Annotated in this window: 19 protein-coding genes; 12 read left to right on the top strand and 7 right to left on the bottom strand. The window is 49.3% G+C overall.

What is annotated here, in order from left to right; translation table 11 throughout:
* A partial coding sequence (locus GF404_06880; protein MBD3381904.1) for a hypothetical protein occupies positions 1–363 on the bottom strand: 363 nt, incomplete at its 3' end.
* Positions 364–596: 233 nt separating this feature from the next.
* On the opposite strand from GF404_06880, the gene GF404_06875 reads away from it, so the two are divergent.
* The 5 genes from GF404_06875 (at position 597) to GF404_06855 (ending at position 6199) form a co-directional block, all read left to right on the top strand.
* Positions 597–1910: a hypothetical protein gene (locus tag GF404_06875; GenBank protein ID MBD3381903.1), complete on the top strand. Its 1314-nt coding sequence runs from the start codon at positions 597–599 to the stop codon at positions 1908–1910.
* Between the two features lie 4 nt (positions 1911–1914).
* Positions 1915–3240, top strand: coding sequence for a response regulator (locus GF404_06870; GenBank protein MBD3381902.1), 1326 nt, complete (start codon positions 1915–1917; stop codon positions 3238–3240).
* A gap of 286 nt (positions 3241–3526) precedes the next feature.
* Entirely contained in the window at positions 3527–4480 is a 954-nt protein-coding gene (locus GF404_06865) for a hypothetical protein (GenBank protein ID MBD3381901.1), read from the top strand.
* Between the two features lie 26 nt (positions 4481–4506).
* Entirely contained in the window at positions 4507–5790 is a 1284-nt protein-coding gene (locus GF404_06860; GenBank protein ID MBD3381900.1) for a hypothetical protein, read from the top strand.
* 76 nt (positions 5791–5866) lie between these two features.
* Complete coding sequence (locus GF404_06855) at positions 5867–6199, top strand: hypothetical protein (protein ID MBD3381899.1); 333 nt, start codon at positions 5867–5869, stop codon at positions 6197–6199.
* Between the two features lie 18 nt (positions 6200–6217).
* On the opposite strand, the gene lepB is transcribed toward GF404_06855, so the two are convergent.
* The 3 genes from lepB to GF404_06840 form a co-directional block, all read right to left on the bottom strand.
* Positions 6218–6925: a signal peptidase I gene (gene lepB, locus GF404_06850; GenBank protein MBD3381898.1), complete on the bottom strand. Its 708-nt coding sequence runs from the start codon at positions 6923–6925 to the stop codon at positions 6218–6220.
* A 47-nt stretch (positions 6926–6972) separates the two neighbouring features.
* Positions 6973–8775: an elongation factor 4 gene (gene lepA / locus GF404_06845; protein ID MBD3381897.1), complete on the bottom strand. Its 1803-nt coding sequence runs from the start codon at positions 8773–8775 to the stop codon at positions 6973–6975.
* A gap of 122 nt (positions 8776–8897) precedes the next feature.
* On the bottom strand, positions 8898–10376 hold the full coding sequence (locus tag GF404_06840) for an OmpA family protein (GenBank protein MBD3381896.1): 1479 nt from the start codon (positions 10374–10376) through the stop codon (positions 8898–8900).
* Positions 10377–10861: 485 nt separating this feature from the next.
* Here GF404_06840 and GF404_06835 point away from each other — a divergent pair, with 485 nt between their 5' ends.
* The 3 genes from GF404_06835 (at position 10862) to GF404_06825 (ending at position 14823) form a co-directional block, all read left to right on the top strand.
* Positions 10862–12637 (top strand): hypothetical protein, encoded by a 1776-nt coding sequence (locus GF404_06835; protein ID MBD3381895.1) that lies wholly within the window; start codon positions 10862–10864, stop codon positions 12635–12637.
* Positions 12637–14109: an HD domain-containing protein gene (locus tag GF404_06830; GenBank protein MBD3381894.1), complete on the top strand. Its 1473-nt coding sequence runs from the start codon at positions 12637–12639 to the stop codon at positions 14107–14109. Before GF404_06835 ends, GF404_06830 begins: the two co-directional genes overlap by 1 nt.
* Before the next feature lie 246 nt (positions 14110–14355).
* Complete coding sequence (locus GF404_06825; GenBank protein MBD3381893.1) at positions 14356–14823, top strand: hypothetical protein; 468 nt, start codon at positions 14356–14358, stop codon at positions 14821–14823.
* 68 nt (positions 14824–14891) lie between these two features.
* Here the strand turns inward: GF404_06825 and GF404_06820 are convergent, their stop codons facing one another.
* Entirely contained in the window at positions 14892–16571 is a 1680-nt protein-coding gene (locus GF404_06820; protein ID MBD3381892.1) for a fructose-bisphosphatase class II, read from the bottom strand.
* Positions 16572–16810: 239 nt separating this feature from the next.
* Between GF404_06820 and pruA the strand changes: the two genes are divergently transcribed.
* The 3 genes from pruA (at position 16811) to GF404_06805 (ending at position 21759) form a co-directional block, all read left to right on the top strand.
* Entirely contained in the window at positions 16811–18436 is a 1626-nt protein-coding gene (gene pruA, locus GF404_06815; protein ID MBD3381891.1) for an L-glutamate gamma-semialdehyde dehydrogenase, read from the top strand.
* Positions 18437–18618: 182 nt separating this feature from the next.
* A complete protein-coding gene (locus GF404_06810; protein MBD3381890.1) occupies positions 18619–19314 on the top strand; it encodes a TetR family transcriptional regulator in 696 nt (231 codons plus the stop codon).
* A 111-nt stretch (positions 19315–19425) separates the two neighbouring features.
* Entirely contained in the window at positions 19426–21759 is a 2334-nt protein-coding gene (locus GF404_06805; GenBank protein ID MBD3381889.1) for a TonB-dependent receptor plug domain-containing protein, read from the top strand.
* Positions 21760–21824: 65 nt separating this feature from the next.
* Here the strand turns inward: GF404_06805 and GF404_06800 are convergent, their stop codons facing one another.
* Together GF404_06800 and GF404_06795 are read right to left on the bottom strand one after the other, a co-directional pair.
* On the bottom strand, positions 21825–22487 hold the full coding sequence (locus GF404_06800) for a hypothetical protein (GenBank protein MBD3381888.1): 663 nt from the start codon (positions 22485–22487) through the stop codon (positions 21825–21827).
* A gap of 33 nt (positions 22488–22520) precedes the next feature.
* Complete coding sequence (locus tag GF404_06795) at positions 22521–24932, bottom strand: hypothetical protein (protein ID MBD3381887.1); 2412 nt, start codon at positions 24930–24932, stop codon at positions 22521–22523.
* Positions 24933–25199: 267 nt separating this feature from the next.
* On the opposite strand from GF404_06795, the gene GF404_06790 reads away from it, so the two are divergent.
* On the top strand, positions 25200–25860 hold a 661-nt coding region (locus GF404_06790; GenBank protein ID MBD3381886.1), incomplete at its 3' end, for a dienelactone hydrolase family protein.

Here is a 25860-nt window from a genome sequence, read left to right as displayed (position 1 = left end):
GGTGTCGACTGTCAGCTCGCCTGACCAGTCGGTGGGGTTCACACTGGTGGAATCGTATTCGAGCTGGCCCCAGATGACCTCGAAGGAATAGACTACGAAATCCGGATCGGTTTCGGCTGAATCGATCGAGGCAAAATTGTTAAGATCAGAGTCTTCCACCTCCGTCTCAGGAAAATTCTCTTCGATAGCGTCCTCACCAAATGCCGGGTTCTCGTCATTGGGCTGATAACCGCCATACTGGTCGGACATATTCAGCACCGCGGAACCATCCTGGTTCAGGGCACCATCCTGGCCGGAGCAACCAAAAAACAGAGTTGTGGCAACAAGCGAGATCAAAATCAGTTTTGCGATCTGGTGAATCATACAAAGGCCTCCATTGAGATTATATTTTTCTTACTTCCATGGAATTTCTTATGCAGTCATCGTGCCAAAACCGGCGCACTCGTGCAACATGATGAATTGCATGACCTTAAGCTATCAGCAGTTGTCCGGACCGAACCGGGATTGAACTCTCTCGTACATCTGCCGATGTTCAGAGTGTACCGATATGCACAATTTGACTGGCGAAGCAGACTAAAATAGTGTAATTTGAGACTGTGCGAATCAAGCAGAAATACATCATCCCGATTATCTTTTTCGTGGTAGCTTTAGTTTTAGTGGCTAACCTGGGACAATGGTTTGTCTATCTACGGGTGCGGCGTTTTTCCGAGGATGTTTTCAAGGATAACCTGATGGTTCAGGCCCGGCTGGCGGCTTCATCTTTCAAGGAACAGTCAATCGCGAATATCTATTACGAGCTGTACACTCCCCGCGACCTGATCATAGTCGATCGTCAACTGGCCAGGCTCAAGTCGGATTACAACTACTTCAATGTCAGATTGATGTCTCCGGAGGGCGAACCTCTGCTCGGCTCATTAGATGATGACACCACCACGATCGAACTTAATTACGACCTGGCTCCGTTTTTGTCAGCCTCGGCCGGAATCGCGGCAGTTTCGGATCTGATCGCTTTCAAAGATCACTACCTGTTATCAGCCTATGCCCCGATTGTCGATACCGCCGGTCTCGTTACCGCCGTGATCGGAATCGATGCTGACTACCGGTTTTTCAGGTCAATGGCGGAGTTTAAACACAACCTGCTGTATATCAATATATTGAGCCTCGTATTTATCGTGGTTTTCTCGATCGGATTCATATTCATAAACCGACGCTTATTGTCAGCCCAGGAAGCTCTCTATCGGGCCTCCGCGTTGTCGTCGATGGGACAGATGGCGGCCACGATGGCTCATGAGGTCAAAAATCCGCTCGGTATTATCAAGGCTACCGCTTCGCGTATCAAATCGAAGTATGGAAAAGATGAAAATGATGAGATCTTCGACTATATATCCGAGGAAGTCGATCGCCTCAATGAAATTATCGGCTCTTACCTCGATTTCGCACGCCCCGCAGAGTTTCATCAGAAGCGGGAAAAAACTGATTTAAGTGGCTTACTGCAAGAGGTCATCCGCCAGACCCGCACAGATTTCAAGGAGGCAGATGTCGAGATCAACTTCGAGCACGGCGACGATAGATATCCGGTCGAAATTGATCGCAACCGTATCAAACAGGCTGTTTTAAACCTGCTTTTAAATGCTCGCGACAGCTACCCGGCAGGTGGTAAAATCGATGTCCATCTGAGCAGGCAGAATTCCTTTTGTCGGCTGGAAATTACCGATTACGGTAGAGGTCTCGTGCGGGAGATTCAGGACAAGCTGTTTCAACCGTTTGTCACCGGAAAAGCCCGTGGCTCCGGCCTGGGGCTGTACATCAGTCGAAGAATAATTAATGATCACAAGGGCCGAATTGAAGTAGCCAATCACCGCTCCGGCGGAGTCTGTGCGGTGATCCAATTACCTCTCGTCAAGGAGTGATTTTATGGCCAGGATACTGGTTGTCGATGACGAACGCAGGATGGCGGAACTGGTTTGCGCAGAACTGTCTGAACGAAAATTCAACGCCGATCTGGCGGAAAGCGGGAAAAGCGCAGAAAAAAAGCTTCGCAGTAACAGCTATGACATAGTGATAACCGATATGCGTATGGATCCGCCCGATGGTCTCGATCTTCTCAAATTGATCAAAGCTGAATTCCCTGCCACCGAAGTCATCCTGATGACCGCCTATGCCACCGCCTCCTCGGCTGTAGAGGCGATGAAGATTGGCGCAAATGACTACCTGATCAAACCGTTCGACCTGGAGGAGCTGGTTATCAAAGTTGAGCGGATTCTATTGGAGAAAAGACAAAGCGCACGCCTCGAACAGCTCGAAAGCGACCTCAGTTTAAAGACTTACGATCGTTTTATGGGAGACAGCCAGCCGGTAAAAGAGCTCTTCGAGCTGGTCAAAAAAGTCAGCCGAACCGATGCCAATGTCCTGCTTCTGGGAAAATCAGGAACCGGTAAAGAATTGATAGCCAACCTGATCCATCAATCCTCTCCCCGCTCGGAGAAGCCCTTTGTGGCAGTCAACTGCGCTGCCCTGACCGAGACACTTCTGGAATCGGAACTGTTCGGCCATGAAAAAGGCTCCTTTACCGGTGCGCACAAGCACAAACTGGGACGTTTCGAACTGGCAGAGGGTGGCAGTCTGTTTTTGGACGAGATCGGGGAGATGTCAGCTCCGCTTCAGGCCAAACTCTTACGCGCATTGGAGGAGCGCAGGATCACTCGAGTTGGGGGAACAGAGGAAATCGCCGTCGATGTGCGCGTTATTTCCGCTACAAATCGCGATCTCGAAACCGAAATGGAAAATGGTAAATTCCGCGAAGACCTGTATTTCAGGCTGAATGTCTTCCCGATTAAGATCCCCACCCTGGCTGAAAGAATTGATGATATCGAACTTCTGGCCAATTATTTCGCCCGTAAATGCGGATACACAAAAGGTGATCTGGATGAAACCGTTATCTCGATTCTCAAACAGTATCACTGGCCGGGTAATGTGCGCGAATTGAAAAATATAATGGAGAGAGCGGTGATTTTGTCCGATGGCAACCCGATTAAAACCGAACATATTACGATTTCAGTCAAACCGGTTTCCGCGAAGACACCTGAGCCGGGTGTTTCAGAAGGGCTCGACCAGATGGAAAAACAGGCGGTGGTAGAAGCGCTCGAAAAGGCAGGCGGTAACAAAACCAAAGCGGCGGAGATGCTCAAGATCACGCGAAGAATGCTGTACACGAGATTAAAAAAATATGATCTGGAATAGTGTGCGAATCGGTACAGTAAATGTGCCTTCAGGTACGATATCACATGTATGAGAGATGTGCGGCCGGTTTGAAAAATTACTATTATGACCTAAGTGGTTGTTGTTTATAGACTAAGATATTCAGGTGTTAATGCTTAAGTCTTTCGGCATCGATCTTGAAGCAATGTTTGGGTAAAGCTAATTATCGGAGGTGTAAGTGTATCGGCCCACTATTAATACAAGTCTGAAAACGAATTATGGTTTACTCACCGGAGTGTTGATTCTGCTCTGTTTTTGTGCGCCTCTGATGGCCCAGGTGTCCCCCTCCAACATTGAACGGGAGCTGGAGAAAACCGATCGACTGCTCGACCGCGCCCGTCAAACCGTGGAAGAATCCGGATCGCTTCAGGGACGTCAGTACCTCGAGAAAGCATTTAACCTGCAGAAACGTGCATGGGACACCTACCGCCAGCGACGTTACCGCAATGCCCACCGTCTTACGAAACAGGCCCGTGACCTGGCAACAAAATCGGTCGGATTTGTACGCCAGAACAGTGAAAATCGCGAGATGGTTAAAAGGGAACTGGAGAAAACCGACGAGATCTTGGCGACAGCACACAGCCAGCTCGAAGTGTCATCGTCCGCCTCACCGTCGCAATCTCTTTTGGAGAACGCTTACACGACCCAGACGAAAGCCCGCGAGATGTTCACGCGCAATCGACAAAAGATGGCATTGACCGCGACCATGCGCGCCCGTGATTTAGCCAGCCTGAGCCTCGAACAGGTGCGGGAGAAAAACAGGATCGCCCGCGAACTGGAAAAAACCGATCAGTACCTCGAAAAAGCCCGCTCCGCCATGTCTGAAAGCGACCTGGAAGAGATTCCTCCGGTTATCCAGCGGGCACTCAAAGCCCAGGAAGAAGCCAAAATACTGTTCAAACGCGGAAATTACAAGCTGGCTCTCAGGCAGACCTTGACGGCCCGCGAGATTATCGCCAATGCCCTGAAAAACTACGAGCGCTCTATGCGGAAGGAGAACTTTGATCGGGTAGTCGACGACCTGGAAAAGCGTTATTATGAGCTCAGTGAAATTCAATCTGAATTCCCCAACCAGTTTGCCGAAAAACTTCTGAAGCAAGCTTATGACGAGTACCTCAGGGCCCGCCAGCTCTACCAGGAAAACAAAACGGAAAGAGCCGTTTATCACATGAGGCGATGCGACAAGTTCCTGACCGAGGCCGCACAGATCCTGAAACCCTGATTATTGATTAGCATAACGGATCTTGTATGAAATTATATGCGCTCGTTGCCACAATGCTGGTTCTTGTTTTTGCGGAAAACAACCCTGCAAAATCCGAATTCCAGATTTCAGGTGGATTCGGCTATGATTACATATCCAGCGATTATTACCTGCTGACCGCCGACACACTTTCGATCACACCTGATTCTGTAGAACAGCTCAAACGGACCAGCGAAGCAGTAAATGAGATGCTTTTGATCGGACGGGTGAGATATGAACACCGGTTTTCCGATCAATTCAAACTCGATGTCTACAATCGCACCACCTACTCCGATCAGGCTTTGCGCAACTATCTCGATTTTGGAATCCATTACGGCTCTTTTCGGCTGGAGAACTACTTCAGTTTCAAGCAAAACAATAGCGCTGAAATTGATAACGATGAATCATTCAGCCAGGACTATATCACCAACCAGACTTCGGCCCGCCTCCGTCCCCACCTGGGATCGGGCTTCTACCTGGGAGTGAAAAACTCATATGAGTTCACTCGCTATGACAATCCGGGCGGGTACTACTACGACTTCAGCTATAACAAACTCGATTTTACATTCGAAAAGGAATTCGGCCTGGATGGACGGATCAGTTTCGGGTACAGAAACGATCTCAAGAAAGTGACTGACTCTACGCGCCTCGAATACGATCGTCATATCCTCATGCTCTACGCCGAATATTCCCCTTCCTACAATTTGCGCATGGAACTCGACAACCGTTATTCCAGCAAGAATTCCAAAAAAGAGGGCAGTCTCGACGATGAGAAACTCGAGGATTTGCAGATTGTTCTGGATTACCAACCATCCGCATTGATCAGCCTGCGGTTCTATAATCAATTCGAATATATAACCTACGACAGCCAGGATATCGTCTATTACGACCAAATCTACCTGCGCAGTGAATTAGAAGCCGAATTTGCGCTCACTAATGAATTGGAGTTCTCACTCACCCCGCATTACCGCAACCTGAGCGCGGTCGAGGATGAGTTCTTCGGCCAGGATTATGTCGAATACAGCCTCGAACCCGGATTCTCATATATGGCGATGAGTGGAAACCTGTGGGTGGATTTTTCGTTCGAATTCGGCCGACGGGACTATTCGCAGGATGATGTTGATTTTTTTTCGGACCACGTTTTATACCAGCTCAACCTGCTGTTTGATTTAAACCTGTTCGACAGGCTAAATCTGTATCTTTTGGGAGCGGTCGACTGGCAGCGCCATGAGAACAAACAGGACAACTCAGCTCTCTATCTCTTGTCCAGCGCAATTGAATACAGCTTCTGATATCTGACCGATCAACCTTAGTTTTTATGAAACCTTGCCGCATGAAGTTTCGTAGACTTGAGCGGAGAGAGAGATAATGAGTTTTTTCCTGGTTGTATTCGGATGGTTGTTAGCCTACAAGGTCTATAACATCGTATTGTCAGGACTGCTTGGATTCGGCCTTGGTTTTTTGATCGGCGAGATTTTCCACTGGCCCAGAAGTGTGCGGGTGGAGCGCTGGCTGTTACTTCTCATGTTTATCTCACCCGCGATCGGGATCCACACGACATTGCTAAAATTTTCGAGCCTGGCAGTTCACCTGAATATCTTTCTTTTCGGATTGTTTTTGACCTTGAGCGTACGCAGGTTTCCACGTCCCAAACCCGCTGTTAGAGATTATTCTCCCCGCTACGATCGTATAGATAAGTAACTGAATAGTTGCTGGCTTTTAAAAGGTTTTAAACAGCCGGCCCCAGTTAACCCGCCATGGAAAATGAGCCAGGTTGTAAAATGGGATGGTTACGAGCTTATCGATGTACGGCGGTCCCCATTTAGGCGCATTCGGATCAGGTTTCCACGAGAAATATGTAAACATCGCCTTGCCCTTTATTTTAGAGATATCCAGAAATCCCCAGTTGCGCGAGTCCTGTGAGTTATCGCGGTTATCCCCCAGCACGAAAACATGGCCGACCGGCACCTCCTTGGGACCGAAAAAGTCTCGCGGAGAATAGTCCGGGGGCAGAACATTGTCATCGATAAATTTCGCGTCTTCAGGCAGACTTTGCGCGAGCCCGTCGATGTACAGCTGCTTGCCGACGATCTCGACTGTCTGACCCTCGACAGCAATTATGCGTTTTATGAAGTCCTTGCTGGGATTAAGAGGATATTCGAAGATAACTATATCACCCGCGGCTGGATCCTGGAAGTAGTAAATGAATTTGTTAACGAATATAAAATCGCCCTCGACCAGAGTACCGGCCATCGAATCCGAATCTACCCGGTAGGCCTGGATCACAAAAATACGTAAAATAGCCGCTATCACAAGTGCGATCAGAATCGCTTCGATCAGTTCCCTGGTGCGGGCCCGGGCGCGTTTTTTTTGCGTGCGGGACTTGCCTATAGTTTCAACTTGAGAAACAGACTGCGTGTTCTGCATAGTTATAGTTTTTATCGGAAATATTATGATAAAAATTAGAACAGCAATCAGTCTTTTTCGATTTGAAGCACCGCCAGGAAGGCTTCCTGGGGGATTTCCACGCTCCCGACCTGTTTCATCCGCTTTTTACCCTCTTTTTGTTTCTCCAGAAGCTTTCTTTTACGGGTAACATCTCCACCATAGCATTTGGCGGTAACGTTTTTGCGGAGCGGGCGGACTGTCTCCCGGGCGATCGGGCGATTCCCGAGAGCGGCCTGAATAATCACCTCAAACATCTGGCGCGGAATCAGTTCACGAAGCTTTGAGCAGAGTTTTCGGCCCCAGTAATAAGCTTTTTCGCGATGCAGGATATATGAAAAGGCATCAACTGGCTGAGTGTTTATAAGAATATCCAGCTTGACCAGGTCGGATTTGAAATACCCTAAATATTCATAATCGAGTGAAGCATAACCACGCGTAGTCGATTTCAGTTTGTCGAAGAAATCGAAGATAATCTCAGCCAGAGGCAACTTGTATGACAGGGTGGCTCGTTGCGGATCGAGATATTCAGTGTTCTCATAAATTCCCCGCCGTTCGGTGGCCAGTTTCATGACATTGCCGATCGAATCAGAAGGTGTGATGATCTTGGCATCCACATAGGGTTCTTCGATGAAGTCGACATCCTGTGCAGGTGGCAAATTAGAGGGATTTTCGATTGTGATCTGCTCACCTTCATTCATGGTTACCCGGTATTCGACATTGGGTACAGTGTTGACGATATTGAGGTCATACTCCCGGGTCAGCCTTTCGCGCACTATCTCCATATGTAAAAGACCCAGAAAACCGCACCTGAAACCGAATCCGAGGGCGGCCGATGTTTCGGGCAGGTAAATCAGCGAGGAATCGTTGAGCTTGAGCCTGTCCAAGGCATTCCGCAATTCCTCGTAGTTTTCAGCAGTGGCGGGATAAATCCCGGCGAACACCATCGGCTTGATATCGCGAAAACCGGGCAGGCGCTTCACGTTTTTCTTCTCACCGGTGAAAATCGTATCGCCAACTTTAGTATGAGAGATGTCCTTGATCGAGGCCACCAGATAGCCGACCTCGCCGGCGCTCAGCTTCCTGGCGGGTACCTGTTTAAGCCGCAGGTAGCCGACTTCCTGCACCTCGAATTCACGGTCAGGGGTGTAAAGCCGGATCAGGTCGCCTTTCTTGAGTTCACCGTCGACCACGCGGATATAAGGGATCGCACCCCGGTAGGATTCGAAGATGGAATCAAAGATCATCGCCCGGCAGGGTTTTTCCGGGTCACCCTGAGGTGGTGGAACCTGGCTTACAATCGCCTCGAGAAGTTCCTCCACACCACTCCCCAGTTTAGCGGATACCTTGAAGATCTCATCCGGCGACACGCCCAATAGATCGACAATCTGCTTTTCGACGCCATTGACATCGGCAGCCGGCAGATCGATTTTATTGATTACCGGTATGATCGTCAGGTCATGTTCGAGAGCCAGATAAAGGTTCGAGATTGTCTGAGCCTCGATCCCCTGGGAAGCATCGACAACCAGCAGTACACCCTCGCAGGCAGCCAGCGAACGGGAAACCTCATAGGTGAAATCGACATGGCCGGGAGTATCGATCAGGTTCAGAATATAGTTGTTGCCGTCGGGAGAAGCGTACTCCATCCGGACAGCGTGGAGCTTAATGGTAATACCCCGTTCCTGCTCCAGACCCATCGAGTCCAGAACCTGCTTGACATCAGTACCCGGAGGAATCACATCAGTCAATTCCAGAAGCCTGTCAGCCAAAGTCGACTTACCGTGGTCGATATGCGCGATAATCGAGAAATTTCGAATCAACTTCATATTCATGACGCCCAAAAATACTCTTTAAAGCAGACCTGTCAATATCAATCGGCAAGCTAACAAATATATAAAAAAGGCCGTGGAATAAATACCACGGCCTTTTCTATCAGAAATGTGTGATCTCGTGATTAGTTGAGACGAACGAGCTCGACCCGGCGGTTTTTACGACGACCTTCGGCGGTCTTGTTGTCGTACTTCGGCTGAGTCGGACCGTAACCCTTGGCGGTCAGGCGATCCTGGGAGATGCCCTGCTCGACGAAATAGTTCATAACCGATTCCGCGCGCATCTGCGAAAGTTCCATGTTCCAGTCGCGCGAACCGGAAATATCGGTATGGCCCTGGACCTCGACTTTGACATGCGGAAGAGCTTTGAGAGACTCGACCACCTTATCGAGTTCCTTCTTGGCAGCATCGGTCAGGTTGGCGGAGTTGACCGGGAAAGTAACACCGACCAGGATCAGCTCTTTCTGGATCTGGTAGGCAACCGGGCAACCGACGTTGTCGACTTCCAGTCCGGCCGGAGTGCCAGGACATTCATCGACGCCGTCACAGACACCGTCGTTGTCTGAATCGAGACGGCAACCGTCTTTATCGACACGACATCCGCGCGGAGTGTTGGGGCAGTTATCACGGCAATCCCAGACAGTATCGTCATCGCCGTCCAGCGGACAACCATAAGCATCGACCTTACAATCGGTCGGTGTGTTCTCACAGCGGTCGACGCCGTCGCAGACACCGTCGTTATCGCTGTCCATCGTGCAACCGAGAGCATCGACAGTGCATCCGGTAGGAGTATCCGGGCACTGGTCCACACCATTGCAGACACCGTCACCGTCATCGTCGATCATGCAACCGGTTTCCTTATCAACTATACAGTCTTTGGGTGTTTCCGGGCAACGATCATCTTCATTGCAGACACCGTCCCGGTCATCATCCTCGCAGGATGAGAAATAGGCGGTCATGGTCAAACCGATTTCGAACAATCCGGACGGATTGTCGAGGCCATCAGAACCGCCGACATCCCTGTCATCTTCAAACTGGCTGAAAACATCGGTATACAGGTGATAGCGGGCTTCGGCACCGATCGAGAACTGGTCGATCAGGAAATATTCCACACCAGCGCCGATCATGAGGGTCATCTGCTGATCTTCAAAATCGAACATATCGCCGTTGATATCCGGCACTGTTGCCTGGTTGCCGTCTTCATCGGTGACATGCCAGGAAACCATTCCGACACCCGCGGACAGATACGGACGCCATTCGCTTTCAGGTGAAAAATAGACATTACCGACCAGCTCAGCGATATAAGTAGATATGCGCAAATCATCGTCAGAAGAGATCAGCTGAGGCTTATTACCAGTCAAATCGAGCCCGGCACCTTTGGTACGTCCACCGTAAGTGCCCAAAAGACCGATTGAGAAGTTTTTGTGGATGCCGAAATTGATTTCAGCCCCACCTAACAAACCAGCATTCCACTCGCCTCCGAGAAAATAGCCGCCCCCACGGACGCCCATACCCACCGTACCAGTGGTCTCGGCACAGAAGGCCTGACCAGACATGAAGACAAAGGCCAGGACAGCCGTGAATACAATAATTTTCTTATGCAATGTGCCACCTCCCGTTTCTGGGATATACAGGGATGAAAAAGCGGAAAATGATGCCTACCCTTCCTCCCTGAAAGGTTAAAGTTACTTTTTATTTACAAATTAGAGTTAAAGTCTAATCCAGCTAAATATTAAAAAACCCTCCATACCGGCAATAATTTGCCCCCAAATCTAATAACCGTACTATCAAAAATCAACAAAAATCAGACCTATTATAAAAATTTGACGATCTGCAAGCATAATTCAGCATCTTGCTTTCTATCGGTAATTTAGCAAAATTAATAAATCTTTTAAGCCATCATCTTTATAAAAATCGATCTATCTGCCGATCTACAAAATGACAAGCTGTACTGTTCGCGCCGGATAATCCTCCGGAGTACGGAACTATATAGATCATTTTATGCCGTTGTCAAGCTAAGTTATTTCAGACTGAAGGCTTAGCAATAATCAACCGATACCAGCTCATAAAAGGTGGTTACTAGGTCGTTATGGCATCTAATCTGTCAAATGTTTCTTCCAGTGCAGTCAGGTCGAATGCACCCAATTACGACCTGATCAAGGATTTCTTCAATATTTTTTCCAAGGGTATAAAAACCAGCCTGCTATACCCCGTGGATAACCCGATCCCGAAGGAATTCAAACAGACGTGCTGGAATAAGCTGGAAGCTTACCTTCTGGAATACCATCAACTGGAAGTTGATGTCCACAACGACTGCATCAAAGACCGTAACAAGATGATTTTCAAATCGCCCTCGCGGGAGGAAAACCTTCCCGGGCTATTGCACCGTGACGGAATCCGCAGACTTTGTTTTAAGGAAGGCCTGACTCGTGAGGAATGGAAATATTTCTTTGATGACATCCTGACGGTCTGGAAAGATTCGGAGGGTTTCGAAGACCTTGTCAATCTCTTCTGGCAACGAGACTTCCTGCACATCGAATACGAGGCTGTTGATGATTTCTCTTTTGCTGAAATACAGGAAGAATATCAGCCGATTGAGAACCTCGATGATTCGGCTTATGCCGATGTTGTCTTAACAGAGTCGGAACTGGAAACCGAAAATCCGCTCGAGAAGCTGGTTTCGGGCGATGATTCACCATCTGGAAACGAAGTTGAATTCGAACAAAACAAATGCTTTCAGAATATCTTTAAAAACGTCCACCAGTTCTCGGTCGAGGAAAAGGAACATATCGAAGAGCTGGTCAGGGAAGATTCCAGCCTGATTATCGAATTCGAGGCGATAGACCTGTTAATCTCGATTATGGCAACCGATAAAGATCTCCCCAGTTTCGATGATTCAGTCGATACCCTGACTGAACTGTTCGACCGTCTTTTAAATGAAGCCCAGTTTCCCCTGCTGGTCTATCTCCTGCACAATCTCAAGCAGGAATATCCCAATGTCCTGGAAAACTCACAGGTGAGGGCTGAAAAACTGCGCGACCTGATCAGCCGTTCGGGCGACCGGATCAGGTTTTCAAAGATCACTAACATCCTCAACCAGTCGAAAAACTGCGACCTCGAGGGAGTTCGAATGTATTTGCAGGAACTGGACTGGGACAGCCTGACCTCGCTGATCTGGATGCTGGGAGAGCTGGAGTATTTCCCTGCACGGCGGATGGTTATTCAGGCGCTGGTCAATAAGGGTTCCGACCGCCTGGACGTGATCGGTAACGCCGTCTTCGATTCACGCTGGTACGTAATCCGTAACGCCATCCTGATTCTCGGAGAAATCGGCAAGCCGGAAGGACTGACCTATTTCAAAAAACCTTCCGAACATTCCGATCCGCGTGTGCGCTGGGAGGTAGTCGCGGCGGTGGAGAAAATAGATTCACCCAAAGGTCTCGAATATGTTATATCTATGCTTTATGATCCGGAGGATCATATCCGCAGAAAAGTCATCGACCTGGTTACAGTCGAGTGCTATGAACCCGCTTTTCCGGTTATCAGCAGTATAATCGATTCAGCCGAGTTCGATGATTTCGAGGAAGAGGAACGCAAAGCGTTAATTGTCGCATTGGCTTCTACCGGAAAAGAACTTGCGGTCGAGCAGTTGTCGAAGATAGCGAAGAAATGGACGCCTTTTTCCAAAGAGAAGTACGAGCCGTTAAAGAAGACGGCAATCCTGGCGCTTTCCAAAATCGGAAATCCAGAAGCCCTGGCAACGATTGAAAAAATCGCCTCCAAAAAATCAGATCTGGGTGCTTATGCCCGCCTGGTACTGGAGAAGACTAAAAGCGGACTGGAAGAATTGAAGGTGCGGAAGTGATGCAACCGATCTCAGAAGTCAAACAGGTATTCAACAGGGACAGCGAAAAAACTGAGATGTCCAAACTGCAATTCGAGGGCAGGGAGTTGCTTGTCAGTTTCTTCGTCTGCATGAAAACCTGCACCCTGTATGATTTCGACAATGAAAACGCGATTAAGCATTTTGAAACATTCCAGGCCAGCATCCGGCAGACACTTGAAACCGAGGACGAAATCTCGCTGGCTTTTATCGAGGGCTACCTGTTCTATAATCAACAGAGGCTTAAGGTCGGCCTTGACCTGTACCAGATATCCAAATTCATCCAGCAGCAATTCGACCATCTGAATATATCCGGACTGGCACTTCGCAGAGGTGTAGGATTCGATGAACTCAAAAAGATGATCGGGCTTTTGATAACCGAACAGGCTGAGGAAACGAATGCTGACCAGCTTAACCGCAGGCTTATCGAACAGGATGTGCAGAATGTTGTCTTTTTGCAACCCCAGATGATGATCTCGAGCCATGAAGCCGGTGCTGTCAAGGACGAAAAACTGCGCGCCCGGCAGACTTTCTTCAAGGCTGTCAATGTCGTGCAGGAGATCCTGACCACTACCTCGAAGGGTCAACAGGTGAACATGAAGAGGGTCAAGCGAGTGGTTCATTCTCTTGTGGATGAGATCATCAAAAACGAGGAATACACCCTCCGGCTGGCCGCGCTCAAGAGTTTCGACCGCTACACCTTCAACCACTGCGTGAACGTCTCGATTTTTTCAATTTCCCTCGGTCTGCGGATGGGTTTTTCGCGGGCTGAACTGGCCGAGCTTGGTATCGCGGCGATCTTCCATGACTTCGGCAAAACCAGCCTGCCCCTGGAGATTTTGAACAAGGCCGACGGCCTCAGCCATGACGACTTCTCACGTATCCAGGAACACCCGATCCACGGCGCCAAAGCACTGGCCAGATCATTCTTGCTGGATCGTTATACCGCCCGTTCGATTATTGTAGCGTTCGAACATCATAAGAATCTCGACGGCACCGGTTATCCCGACATCGGGCGGGTGAAACCGGTCAACCTGTACAGCCGGATCGTAACCCTGTGCGACTTTTTTGATGCCCTCACCTCGGATCGCATTTATCGCAAGCACAATGTTCCGATCGATGAAGTAGTGCTCAAGATGATGCAGCAGGTAGATACCAAGTTCGATCCCCATCTGCTCAAGATGCTGATCAATATTGTCGGAATCTACCCGGCCGGAAGCCTCCTGCTTTTGGACACCCAGGAACTGGGGCTGGTGATCAACAACAATCCGGATGATATCTTCCGTCCAACGGTCAAGATCATCGCCGACAAAGACGGCAAGAAAAATCCCACGCCGGTTGTGCAACTGGCGGCCTATGATGAATCATCGGGGCGTTATATCCGCAATGTAGTCCATATGGTGGAACCGGATAAATACGGAATTGACATCAGCGAATACATCCTGAGCGACTGAAAAACTTCCTCAGTTTTTTAATATTCCAATCATTCAATGTCCCGGGGTGGAGAATATTTACCATCAATTGCAGGAAATCCCTAAAAAAACGTAATTTTCTCTATGAAGAAGCGAAGTTTTTGTTGCAATAGATTTTTAAACAATTTTAATTTTCTCATGCAAATTAATGAGGAAGCAACTCACCGGTCAGAGGCAACTGTCGAAGAATAGAAGTAATAAAGATAAACCTGTTTAAAGGAGTAGTGCATGCCCGCTAAGAAGAAAGCGAAAAAGCCCGCGGCGAAAAAGAAAGCGGCCAAGAAAAAAACCGCTTCCACGAAAAAAGTAGCCAAGAAGAAAACCGCCAAGAAGCCGGCCGCAAAAAAAACCACGGCCAAGAAGGCTAAAAAAACGACCGCTAAAAAGACAACTACCAGGAAAACCGCAGCTAAAAAGAAAACCACAGCCAAAAAAAAATCCAAGCGCAAACCGAATGCGGCTTTCATGAAGCCGTTGAAACCGTCTGATGAGCTGGCGGCTGTAGTCGGCAAGAAACCCCTTCCCCGCACCGAGGTCACAAAGAAATTGTGGGCTTACATCAAGAAGAACGACCTCCAGAATCCAAGCAACAAACGCGAGATCATGGCTGATGATAAACTCAAGCCGATCTTCGGTAAGAAAAAGGTCAATATGTTTGAGATGACCAAACTGGTCGGTAAGCATCTTTCTGAATAGCACACATTCTTAAACAATAAAAAATCCCATCCGTATTTGGATGGGATTTTTTTTGCGTTATTATCAGTCTACCAGTCTTCCTCGGCAAACCATTCCGGCGCCAGCTTGACTGTCAGATCACAGATCTCTTCGTCTTTAGGCTGCAGGGCGCCACGTTCGATCAAGGCCTTGATCGAACGGTGCAAAAGCAGCATCTTGTCGCGCACATGGATAATTGCCGGGTAGTATTCATTGATGAAGAAGAGGCGATAGCGTTTGCGACCGACCGGATCCTCGAGCATCTTACCAATCCGCTTTTCGAGTTCGTCCCCGGAGTGCTTGAGAAGCTCTTCTTTGGGTGAATTGAACCTATGAGCGGTATCCGCGATATCATGACGGCACTGGAATACAAAATGCCAGTGCTGGACCAGTCCAAGTGAGTTGATGACCATGACATTCACGAACAGCAGGTTTTTCTCCGGATCGGTTTTAACACCTGTCAGGTCAGGATAGAAATAGTTGTCGGAAATAGCGCCGAAAGCGGCCAGTCCACCGGCGTAAGGATCCTCGAGTATGTCCTTGATGGTGAAATATGGTTTGTGTTCGAACCGGGCGTCATGGATCAGCATCAGTTCTTCTTCAGTAAAGTGGAAACGAGATTTCCATTTATCCTCGGCCGAGCTGTCCTTGCGGGTCAGGGCTGACTGGCTTGTAAGCATACCCAGGGCCTGTCCGCCTCGCCATACGAGGGGCAGCACACCCACAGCCCATTCCGCCGAACCGCCGATCTCGCCGATCATCGACGACAGTCCCCTGCCATCGGGGAAACGGAGATGATCCTCACCCAGAAGAAGAGCCGGAAACAGGTCGCCGTCCTTATCCCACGGTGTCGGTACACCGGCTTTGTTGAACTCATCCATGGGCGGATGATGACGCGGACGATCCAGGAAATAGACAGTCATTTCATCGATGCTTTTCATCTTGTAGGCTTTAGCGATAACCTCGGCCGCCTCTAAAAGGGAATGTTCGCGGGGATTAAACTCCTTGAAATAGCGGCCGGCCATCCAGCGCTGAACATAGATGTCGGGCAGATGGCGCTTGACTCCCGATTCGGTCAGAAACAGCGAGGTGAGCGAGGAATGTTCACCCATAACTGACTTGGTGGTACCGTCAATGACATCGTTACCCATCGACAGCATAGTCACGCTGGGATGCAGGTTCAGGCCATAGTCATGACGATGTTCTTTCTTACCGAACAATGCGCCTACTGCGATAGTCGGGTTTCCGCCGGCTTCCTTGCCCGGTTTGACCCGAACACCCTCGGTGATAGAACATTCAATCACGACCTCCTCACCGCGCGGAAAAGTTTCTGTCGTCCTCTGCAGGACCTCGGCCATCACCTGTGCGGCGGTACGGTCATTGGCACGTTTCAATTCGCTCCTTAATGCGCTGGTACGCTCCGATTCGGAATACTTCTTCATGCTGGCATGGCCGTTCAGACCGACTGCCAGGGCTGAAAGCGCGGCCGATAAGATTACCGACTGCCGAAGTTGCCTGTTCCTGAGCGCTCCCAGGTTGGAGTGGGTAGAAATCTTGTCTGAGACCTTGTTAATATACCCCTCAACCAGCGTGATATTGAAATGATCCAGGACCTTGCTGTGAAGCTGGTTGAATTCTATCAGGTAGTCATCGTCAATACGCTGGATCGCCTTGGGTCCGCTGTAAGTCAAGCGCTGGTCAGCGATATTATATCTCAAATCATTAGCCATAGAACCACCTGCTCATGTAATTGTTAGACTTGTTTTCATATCAGGCATATTCCAGAATTTATTCTTATAGTTTAGGTCTAAATCAGATTAATTGCAAGTCAATTTCAAACATAGAATCCAGTTTGGGTTCAAAATCTTGCACGAAATGCTTGACAGCCCGCTTTTTTTGACGAAATTCTACAAACTAATATACCGGTCTGAGAAAGTTACTAACCTGAAATATAAATGGAGGCAGACGGATGGGAAATTTTAGAATACCGGAACCGAAAAACGAACCGGTCTATTCCTATGCTCCCGGTTCTACCGAAAGGGCGGAACTCAAAAAAGCGATCGAGGAACTCAAGTCGAAACAGGAAGATATTCCAATGATCATCGGCGGCAAGGAGATCCGCACCGACAACCGCACCCCGATTACCGCCCCGCACAAACATGATCTCAAGCTGGGCGAATATTCCAAGGGAGGTGAGAAGGAAGTCAAGATGGCAGTCGAGGCGGCCCTCGAAGCCAAGTCCAAGTGGGCATCCATGCCATGGGAACATCGACTGGGAATCTTTTTGAAAGCGGCCGATCTGATGGCAGGACCGTACCGCTACCAGATGAACGCCGCCACCATGCTGGCTCATTCCAAGAATGTCTTCCAGTCGGAAATCGACGGTGTCTGCGAGCTGATCGACTTTCTGCGATATAATCCATATTTCGCGCAGATGATCTACAATATGCAGCCCGGCAATGCGCCGACAGTCTGGGATCGTATGGACTATCGTCCGCTGGAAGGTTTCATATTTGCCGTGACCCCCTTCAACTTCGTCTCGATCGGAGGTAATCTCCCGACTTCACCGGCCATGATGGGTAACACGGTTGTCTGGAAGCCGGCTTCGACCGGGGTCTATACCGCCAGCCTGTTTATGAAGATATTGCAGGAAGCCGGCCTGCCCGATGGTGTCATCAATATGGTCACCGCGCCCGGCGCAGCTATCGGCGAGTTGGTTCTCAAAAGCAAGCACCTTGCAGGTGTGCATTTCACCGGTTCGACCGGCGTATTCCACAAGATGTGGTCGACGGTTGGAGAGAATATCAAAAACTACCGTGGCTATCCCCGCATAGTGGGCGAAACCGGCGGCAAGGATTTCGTGGTAGTGCATCCCTCGGCCAATCCGGAGGAGACCGCGGCCGCATTGACCCGTGGCGCATTCGAGTACCAGGGCCAGAAATGTTCCGCCGCCAGCCGGGCCTATATCGCTAAATCGCTCTGGCCGAAAATCAAGGAACTGATGGTGGCTCATAACAATGAGATGAACATGGGCGATGTTGAGGACTTCACTAATTTCTTCAATGCCGTGATCGACAAGGGCGCCTACGACAGCATCGTCGAATTTATCGATTTCGCCAGGAGCTCCGATGAAGCCGAGTTTATCTTCGGCGGCAATTACGATGACAAGACCGGATACTTCATCGAACCGACACTGATACTGACTGAAAATCCTCATTTCAAACTGATGGAAGAGGAGATCTTCGGTCCGGTTTTGACTGTCTATGTTTATGACGATGAAGATTTCGAGAAGACTTTGCATCTCTGTGACGAGACTTCACCCTATGCCCTGACCGGCGCGATCTTCGCCAAGGATCGTGAGGCGATCGTACTGGCCGAGAAAGTCCTGCGTGACGCGGCCGGCAATTTTTACATCAACGACAAACCGACCGGCGCTGTGGTCGGACAACAGCCGTTTGGCGGAGCTCGTGCTTCGGGTACCAACGACAAGGCCGGATCGGTTTTGAACCTGCTCCGCTGGTGTTCACCACGCGTGATCAAGGAGAACTTCGTTCCACCCAAGGATTTCAAATATCCCTTCATGGGCGAAAAGTAGACTGTAATTATCTCAAGAAAAAAGGCAGGTCTTATGACCTGTCTTTTTGTTATCGAGCGTATACAGTAAAAGACCGCGTCCGCCGATTTTTTGAGTCTCTTTAAAACCTGAGAACTTTGGAGCGTAAACATTTAAAAAAACTGAAACATTTTCTTGCATTCTCCGTAGAAACGTTTAAATTAATGACCGATGGTCAGTGTATGACCACAAGTATAATTATGAGTACTGCTGAAAGAAAAGAAAGAGAACGGCTCCAGAGGTACAACTCGATTCTGGACGCGGCCGAAGAGATCTTTTTCATCAAAGGTTTCAAAACAGCCACTGTCGAGCAAATCGCCAAAAAGGCGCAACTCAGCAAAGGCGCGATTTATTTGTATTTCAAGAGCAAGGAGCTGATCTATATAGGTATCGCAATACGCGCCAACTACTTGCTGAGATCGAAATTCATTGAGGCAGCGAAGGCAGGCAGTAACGGATTGGAAAAGACGGCTCAAATCGGTCAGGCCTACTACGATTTCGCGCAGGAGTACCCTAACTACTTCAGGGTCATGTCGTTCGTAGAACGTTTCGACAGCCGGATGTTCGAAAAAATCAAGAATGATCCCCTGGCTACGGAGGCTCATGACAGTGGTCAGGCGATTCTAAAGGTTTTGGCCGACGTTATCAAGGGCGGAATCGATGATGGCTCGATCCGGGCTTCGATCAATCCGATGAGGGCCGCGGTCCAACTTTGGGCTCAAAGCAATGGCGTGATTCAACTGGCCCAGAACTGGCGCTGTCACGTCAAAACCCATGATATCGATCTAGGTAATCCGTTCGAAGATTTCCAGGACTTCACACGTCGCAGCCTGGCTTCGAAAGAGTTTCTGGAGTGTTAATTTTTTTTGACAAAAAGTGACTGATGGTCAGTATGTGAACATTATTCATCAAACACTAATCAAAATCTAAATCTCCCTTAACATAACAAAATCTGGAGGTCACCAAAAACCATGAATCGATCAAAATCCTACGGTGTTATGCTTCTGCTGTTCGTTGGCCTGAACCTGATCTGGATTTCATCTCTCAATGCTCAGGATCGAACTGATCGCAGTGGCAAAAAATCGTTTAAAACGGGAAGTCTGCGCGGAAAAGTGATTGATGCTGAGACCAGCTCACCTCTGGCCGCGGTAAATATTCGTGTTAAAGATACGGACAGCGGCGCAGTCAGCGATCCCAGCGGGGACTTTGTAATCAGGGATCTTCCGGTCGGCAGTTACACCCTGCAGTTTCGGATAATCGGATACAAACCGCTTTCCCGCACCGATATTATCGTAAAATCCGATCGCTACACATCAATCGAGGCCGAATTGCATCCCACTTACCTGGAAGGCGAGGATGTCACCGTCACAGCAGGCTATTTTGCCGAGGAGGAGGATGACCCTGTTTCGACCATCAGTTTCAGTTCGGAGGAAATCCGGCGCGCACCCGGTTCGGCCGGCGATGTCAGCCGGATTGTGAGCGGTCTGCCGAGTATCTCAAAAGTAAACGATCAGTTAAACAGCCTGGTGGTAAGGGGCGGTTCACCCTCCGAGAACGCGTTTTTCATCGACAATATAGAAATCCCGAATATCAATCATTATCCCCTGCAGGGTTCGAGTGGTGGGCCGATCGGGCTTTTGAATGTCGATTTCATCGAGGACGTAGATTTTACCGCGGGCGGATTCAGGGCTTCCTACGGCAACCGTTTGTCATCGGTAATGCAACTCGATTTTCGCGAGGGCAACCGCGAAGAGTACGATTTCCAGCTCGACCTCCACATGGCGGGTATGGGCGCTGTCGGGGAGGGGCCGATTGCCGATGGTCGCGGTTCCTGGATGCTCTCAGTTCGCAAGAGTATCCTCGATTTGCTTGTCGATGCCATCGCCACCGGGGTAGCCCCGCGATACAGCGATTACCAGGGCAAGCTGGTTTACGACTTGTCACCTCATATGAAACTCTCTTTTTTGGGAATCGCCGGAGTGGATTTCATAGAGTTCGATAAAGATCAATCGTTTGAGGACGGCAATGCCTTCTACGGCAAACACGAAGGCTATGAGTATGCGACCGGGATTAACCTGAAATCGCTGTACAAGAGCGGATTTTCAAACACTTCTGTCTCGTATATGGCTACCAAGTATGAAGCTGATTTTACCGAAACAAAGTCGGATCAAAAACTGCTCGAGGAAAACACACATGAGAGTTCAGCTCGATTTCGTAATGTCAATTTCTTTCGTTTGAACAATCATCTCAGTACGGAATTCGGGGCTGAGGCAAAGTACCAGGTCAATGATTACGATAAATTCGAGGGCGAATACACAAATCCTTTCGGCGACACCACTCCCCCGCTGATCGTCAACAAGGAGATTGAAGCACCCGTTTACGGCGCATTCGGAAGTTTCGTTATCCAGCCGTTAGAATCGTTCACAACCACGCTGGGCGCGCGTTACGACTACTTCGATTACAGCGGTCATTCGCATATCTCGCCCCGGATATCTGTTTCCTGCGATCTCGATCATCGCACCAGCCTCAATGCCGCATTCGGGATCTATTACCAGAGTCCGCCCCTTCTCCTTTTGTCTCAGGATGAGGACTTCAAGGACCTGAAGGATCTCGAAAGCTATCATTATATACTGGGTGCCAGCAGGCTGTTATGGGAGGATACTAGGCTGACGCTGGAGGGCTATTACAAGGACTACCGCAATTTCCCTCTCGATCCGGATCAGCCTCAAAGCTTCGTGATCGATGAAATGATCTATTACGGTTACGCGCAGAAATATAATGAACTGATCGACGCGGGCGAGGCACGCTCCTACGGGATCGAAATGATACTGCAGAAGAAACTGGTCGAAGGTATCTACGGCCTTGTGAGCGCGTCTTATTCGAAATCAGAATACAAAGCGCTGGATGATGTCTGGCGCGATCGCCTCTATGACAACGGGCTGGTGTTCAGTGTCGAGGGCGGATACAAACCTAACAGTAAATGGGAATACAGCCTGCGCTGGATTTATGCCGGCGGGACTCCCTATACACCGCTCGATCTCGAAGCTTCCAGGCTGATCAACCGCTCGGTGTATGATCGCAACCGTGTCAATCAGGCGCGAATGCCTGATTATCATTCCCTCAACCTGAGAGTCGACCGGCGGTTTCATTTCAGTCACGCCAACCTGATCGTATATTTCTCGGTGTGGAACGCTTACAACCGTGAGAATGTGGCCAATTATTACTGGAATGAGATCGAGGAAAAACAGGATGTGATCTACCAGTGGACATTTTTACCGGTCTTCGGTATGGAACTTGAATTCTAAAATCAGGCGATTTAAAAATGGCGCGGCAGAAAACCGCGCCATTTTACTGTACTTATTTAACTGTTTCAGCAATCGAAACTGCCATCGCCGTCCGGATCGCAGGGCTCATTACCTCCGGCAAAGCTAAAATTGATAATATATACCGCATCGGACACATCCACACTGCTGTCGCAGTTGCTGTCGCCCGACTCAATCGGATCGGGAGCCGGACCACCGGCAAACGCGAAGTTTATGAGAAAAACAGCGTCGGACACATCGACAGTTAAATCGGAATTGGCGTCCCCACAGAAGTGATCGATCTCCCGCAGAACGTGGGATGACCATGGACAAAAATACCCGATATCTTCGATCCAGTACTGGAGATCGGATTCGACAAACGAAGGCACACCATCACAGAGTTCAACTGATATCGGAGTGAGAACCCATTGCCCGGGGACGAAATGCCAGCTCCAGTTGAAATTGTAACCACCATTGCCATAGTCAAGCGTACCGTTGATATGCAGATTTCTTTGTGAAACAGGCAGGTCAAGTTCAGCCTCGCAGGTCGCAATCGTTTCAGGATCTGATGTCACAGCGATAAAATTCTCGGTTTCAGGAGCTCCCCTCAGCTCGAACTCAAATATCCTCATGCTCCTGTTGTCCGCCGAATACTTCTCGGATTCGACAGAATCCAGCATACCTGTAAGTACAACAATGAAGGATATTGTTATGGCGCCCGGGAATCTCATCTTAATCTCCTGCCGTTTAGCAATTAACTAATCTCAACAATCAGGCTGACCGTTACCGTCCGGATCGCAGGGGCTGTTTCCTCCGGCGAAAGCGAAATTGACCAGGTATACGGCATCGGTGACATCGACAACGCCATCACAGTTGGCATCCCCGGATTCGATCGGATCTGGTGGTGCACCGCCGGCGAAAGCATAATTGATGATCATGACAGCGTCGGAAACATCCACGACATCATCACCGGAAGCATCACCGCAGACATACTGCGGAAGCAGAACCGAAGTGGTGATCGAGAAATAGTCGTGGAAACTGGGATTATAAGTTACATAACTGCCATCCGGTCCCCGTTCGGAATAGATCAGCACTGTCATCTGGCCAGATGCATCGATAAAGCGGTCGAAATCTGAACGGATATGTTTTTCCAGGTAACCATCAGCATTTCCGGCCCAGTTGTCCATGAAACGATTCTGGCTGAAAAGCCCATCACCATCGCACCAGTTCGAGGCGGTATAATCCCAGACATACATTTCCATCATGGCGCAGTTATCAGAATAGCCCTCCCAGAATACCTCAATATTGGCGATTTCGGCTGGGGCTTCGGCGATAGTGAACTCGAAGATATGGGTCGATTCAAAATTATTGGAGGGGTCGGGAGTTATATAGCGATTGAGATCGTAATCGTTGCCGGTCGCATCCGAAGCCGACATACGGTCGTAAGAGGTGCTGGTGACCTCGCCGGTTACCGGTGTGCGGTTGCCTTCGATTTGTGACCAGTTATAGGTGTGATATCCATAGCAGAATCGATCCACGCCGGCACCGCTTGCGAAATCATAGACGAACTGATCGGCCGGTGCAATCGAGAAAACCCCGGCGCTGACAGCCTCGTACTGGTCGAGATCGAAGCTGACAGCGACAACCTTGACCAGCGCGGAATCAGTCACCAGTTCGGGCACTGTCCAGTCGTACGTACCATTATCTGGCACTGTATCAATTAACTCATAGGAAGCTCCATCATCAGACGAGTAGTACAGCACGGCTTCGGACAGGTCGTTATTGTCGGTATCGGACGCTTCCCAGCGGATTGTTTCCGTATCACCGCTTACAAATAACTGCCCGCCGTCGGGCCACAGCACACAGGCCGAAGGAGCCATGTGTTCATAGAGCGGAACCTGCATGGTAATGCAATGGATCGCGCCCGCCGCCCAGATGATCGGGTAGCAGTTGATCGGCACGATCTCGACATCCGGACCGGCTGCTGTCTCCCAGACCTCGAGCGCAATCGAATCTTCATCGTCGTAGTCATGCCAGCCCGGTCCGAAAGCGGGAACAAATATACGGTCATTGACACGCAGGGCATTGGTGTAAGTCCAGTGCGTGTTGTAATTGTTTTGCGGGTGACGGGCATTCCAGGCGGGGGTGCGATAAACTGTGTAGCCCAATGATTCCATATACGGAACGGAATTCTCGGTCACCGAGATCGCCTGCGGGTCGGAGCCTGCCAGAAATTCGGATATGATCACAGTACTGTCGTTGACAATGTAAAACCACATATCGATATGACCTGTGCCATCGACAGAAAACGGAAGCTGGGGCATGATATGCAGGCTGTCGATCCCCTGATATGTGTTGTAAAGTTCGGCAATGAAGTCTAGATCGAAACCTTCAGAACCCGGATTATCAAGATTCACCAGAGCTGTCACGAACCCGCTCCGGTTAGGCCCCGGCTGGAAGTTACCGCCCGAATAGTACAGCCCCATAGCGTAGCTGTTGATATTAAAATGGTTTTGTGCCAGAAGAGCGGGGATAAAATTGTCCAGCGGGCGAGTCGGGTAGTACTGGCTGTTGACGATCTGCAGGGTGCTGTCCTGCCAGATAAAATGCGGGCCGTAGTCGCGAATCCAGAGAGCGTTGGTCGGTTCGATTATAAATTCGACCTTGCCCATATCCGCACCACCCGCGGTAAATGCTGACTGGGCGTAACTCATCTGGGTTGTATTTTGGCAGACCACGTAAGCTATCTCGCTGTGTCCCGGATCAGAGGTGAGTGCTACCACAAGATCTGTAACCACAGTCGGCCACCCGGCAGAATTGTACTCGAACAACACTCCCCGGCATGAATCATATTCCGGGGGTGAAGCGACCAGACCCATAGTCGGCATATCTTTGTCAGGTGGTGCCTGATCAGCCACTATCATCATCGGAGTTAATGATTGATTCGGGTCGTAGGGCCTGCCATCTTCACGCCAGCGCGGAAGCTGTCCCTTTTCGAAACTGACATCCTTACGTCCCCAGATCGGGATACCGTCATCCTCGCAAAGAGCGGTTGAAGAAACGAACACGATAATCACAGCCAGAAACAACATGGCTCTTGCAATAATGGTAAATTTCATTGGTAAGAACCTCCTGATAGTTATAACAAAAAATATTGCAGGTACATAAATCGACATAGATCAAAGCGCTGGAAACCGGACAGGTTTGTGCGATAATGATCAATGCTGGATATATTATATCCTGAGTGAAATTTTTATTTGAATCCTTACCTAAAATAGCCTAAAGACGAATATAGTCAAGATATTTGGCATATTCATATCATAACTGATACTCACATTGAAAATGCATTTTGCCGTGTCACTGAACCAACCGTCTCGAATGTTTGTTCTACGCTTTAGAAAATAAAGCGCCTCGCGCAATTAATAAAAAAATGGAGGAATAAGATGAGAATTTTTATAGTTATATCTGTTCTGTTCTTCGCTGTTACCCTTCAAGCCGAGATAATCACCGAAGATGTCGAATACAACCATGGTGGCACCAGCCTTCTCGGGTATATGGCCTACGATGACAGCGTCGAGGGTGAACACCCGGGTGTAGTGGTTGTGCATGAATGGACGGGTCTAAATGACTATGCCAAAATGAGAACACGGCAACTTGCGGAAATGGGCTATATCGCTTTCGCCGTCGATATGTACGGCAAGGGGATTCGCCCGCAAACCGCCCAGGAAGCTTCCCGGCAGGCCGGTATATATCGTTCCGACCGGGAGCTTATGCGCAACCGGGTTCTGGCCGGACTGGAGGTTCTGCGAGAACATGAACTCAGTGATAACTCCCATATCGCCGCAATAGGTTACTGTTTCGGCGGCGGTACAGTGCTCGAACTGGCGCGTTCAGGAGCTGATATCGCCGGGGTCGTAAGTTTTCACGGCAATCTCGATACTCCGGATCCTTCCGATGCTGAAGACATCAAGTGTAAAATACTGGTATGCCATGGCGCGGCTGATCCGCATGTACCTGACAAACAGATTGATGATTTCATGCAGGAGATGAGTTCAGCCGGAGTTGATTTCCAGTTTATCGCCTATGGCGGAGCGGTGCATTCCT

The sequence above is a fragment of the Candidatus Zixiibacteriota bacterium genome (assembly GCA_014728145.1).
GTDB lineage: Bacteria > Zixibacteria > MSB-5A5 > JAABVY01 > JAABVY01 > WJMC01.
The sequence above is the reverse complement of the archived record's forward strand: the minus strand, read 5'-3'. Positions and strand labels throughout refer to the sequence as shown.

Coding starts and splice junctions, on each gene's coding strand:
- GF404_06870 (MBD3381902.1), top strand. CDS start 1,915: ATGGCCAGGATACTGGTTGTCGATGACGAACGCAGGATGGCGGAACTG.
- GF404_06865 (MBD3381901.1), top strand. CDS start 3,527: ATGGCCCAGGTGTCCCCCTCCAACATTGAACGGGAGCTGGAGAAAACC.
- GF404_06860 (MBD3381900.1), top strand. CDS start 4,507: ATGAAATTATATGCGCTCGTTGCCACAATGCTGGTTCTTGTTTTTGCG.
- GF404_06855 (MBD3381899.1), top strand. CDS start 5,867: ATGAGTTTTTTCCTGGTTGTATTCGGATGGTTGTTAGCCTACAAGGTC.
- lepB (MBD3381898.1), bottom strand. CDS start 6,925: ATGCAGAACACGCAGTCTGTTTCTCAAGTTGAAACTATAGGCAAGTCC.
- lepA (MBD3381897.1), bottom strand. CDS start 8,775: ATGAATATGAAGTTGATTCGAAATTTCTCGATTATCGCGCATATCGAC.
- GF404_06835 (MBD3381895.1), top strand. CDS start 10,862: ATGGCATCTAATCTGTCAAATGTTTCTTCCAGTGCAGTCAGGTCGAAT.
- GF404_06830 (MBD3381894.1), top strand. CDS start 12,637: ATGCAACCGATCTCAGAAGTCAAACAGGTATTCAACAGGGACAGCGAA.
- GF404_06825 (MBD3381893.1), top strand. CDS start 14,356: ATGCCCGCTAAGAAGAAAGCGAAAAAGCCCGCGGCGAAAAAGAAAGCG.
- GF404_06820 (MBD3381892.1), bottom strand. CDS start 16,571: ATGGCTAATGATTTGAGATATAATATCGCTGACCAGCGCTTGACTTAC.
- pruA (MBD3381891.1), top strand. CDS start 16,811: ATGGGAAATTTTAGAATACCGGAACCGAAAAACGAACCGGTCTATTCC.
- GF404_06810 (MBD3381890.1), top strand. CDS start 18,619: ATGACCGATGGTCAGTGTATGACCACAAGTATAATTATGAGTACTGCT.
- GF404_06805 (MBD3381889.1), top strand. CDS start 19,426: ATGAATCGATCAAAATCCTACGGTGTTATGCTTCTGCTGTTCGTTGGC.
- GF404_06800 (MBD3381888.1), bottom strand. CDS start 22,487: ATGAGATTCCCGGGCGCCATAACAATATCCTTCATTGTTGTACTTACA.
- GF404_06795 (MBD3381887.1), bottom strand. CDS start 24,932: ATGTCGATTTATGTACCTGCAATATTTTTTGTTATAACTATCAGGAGG.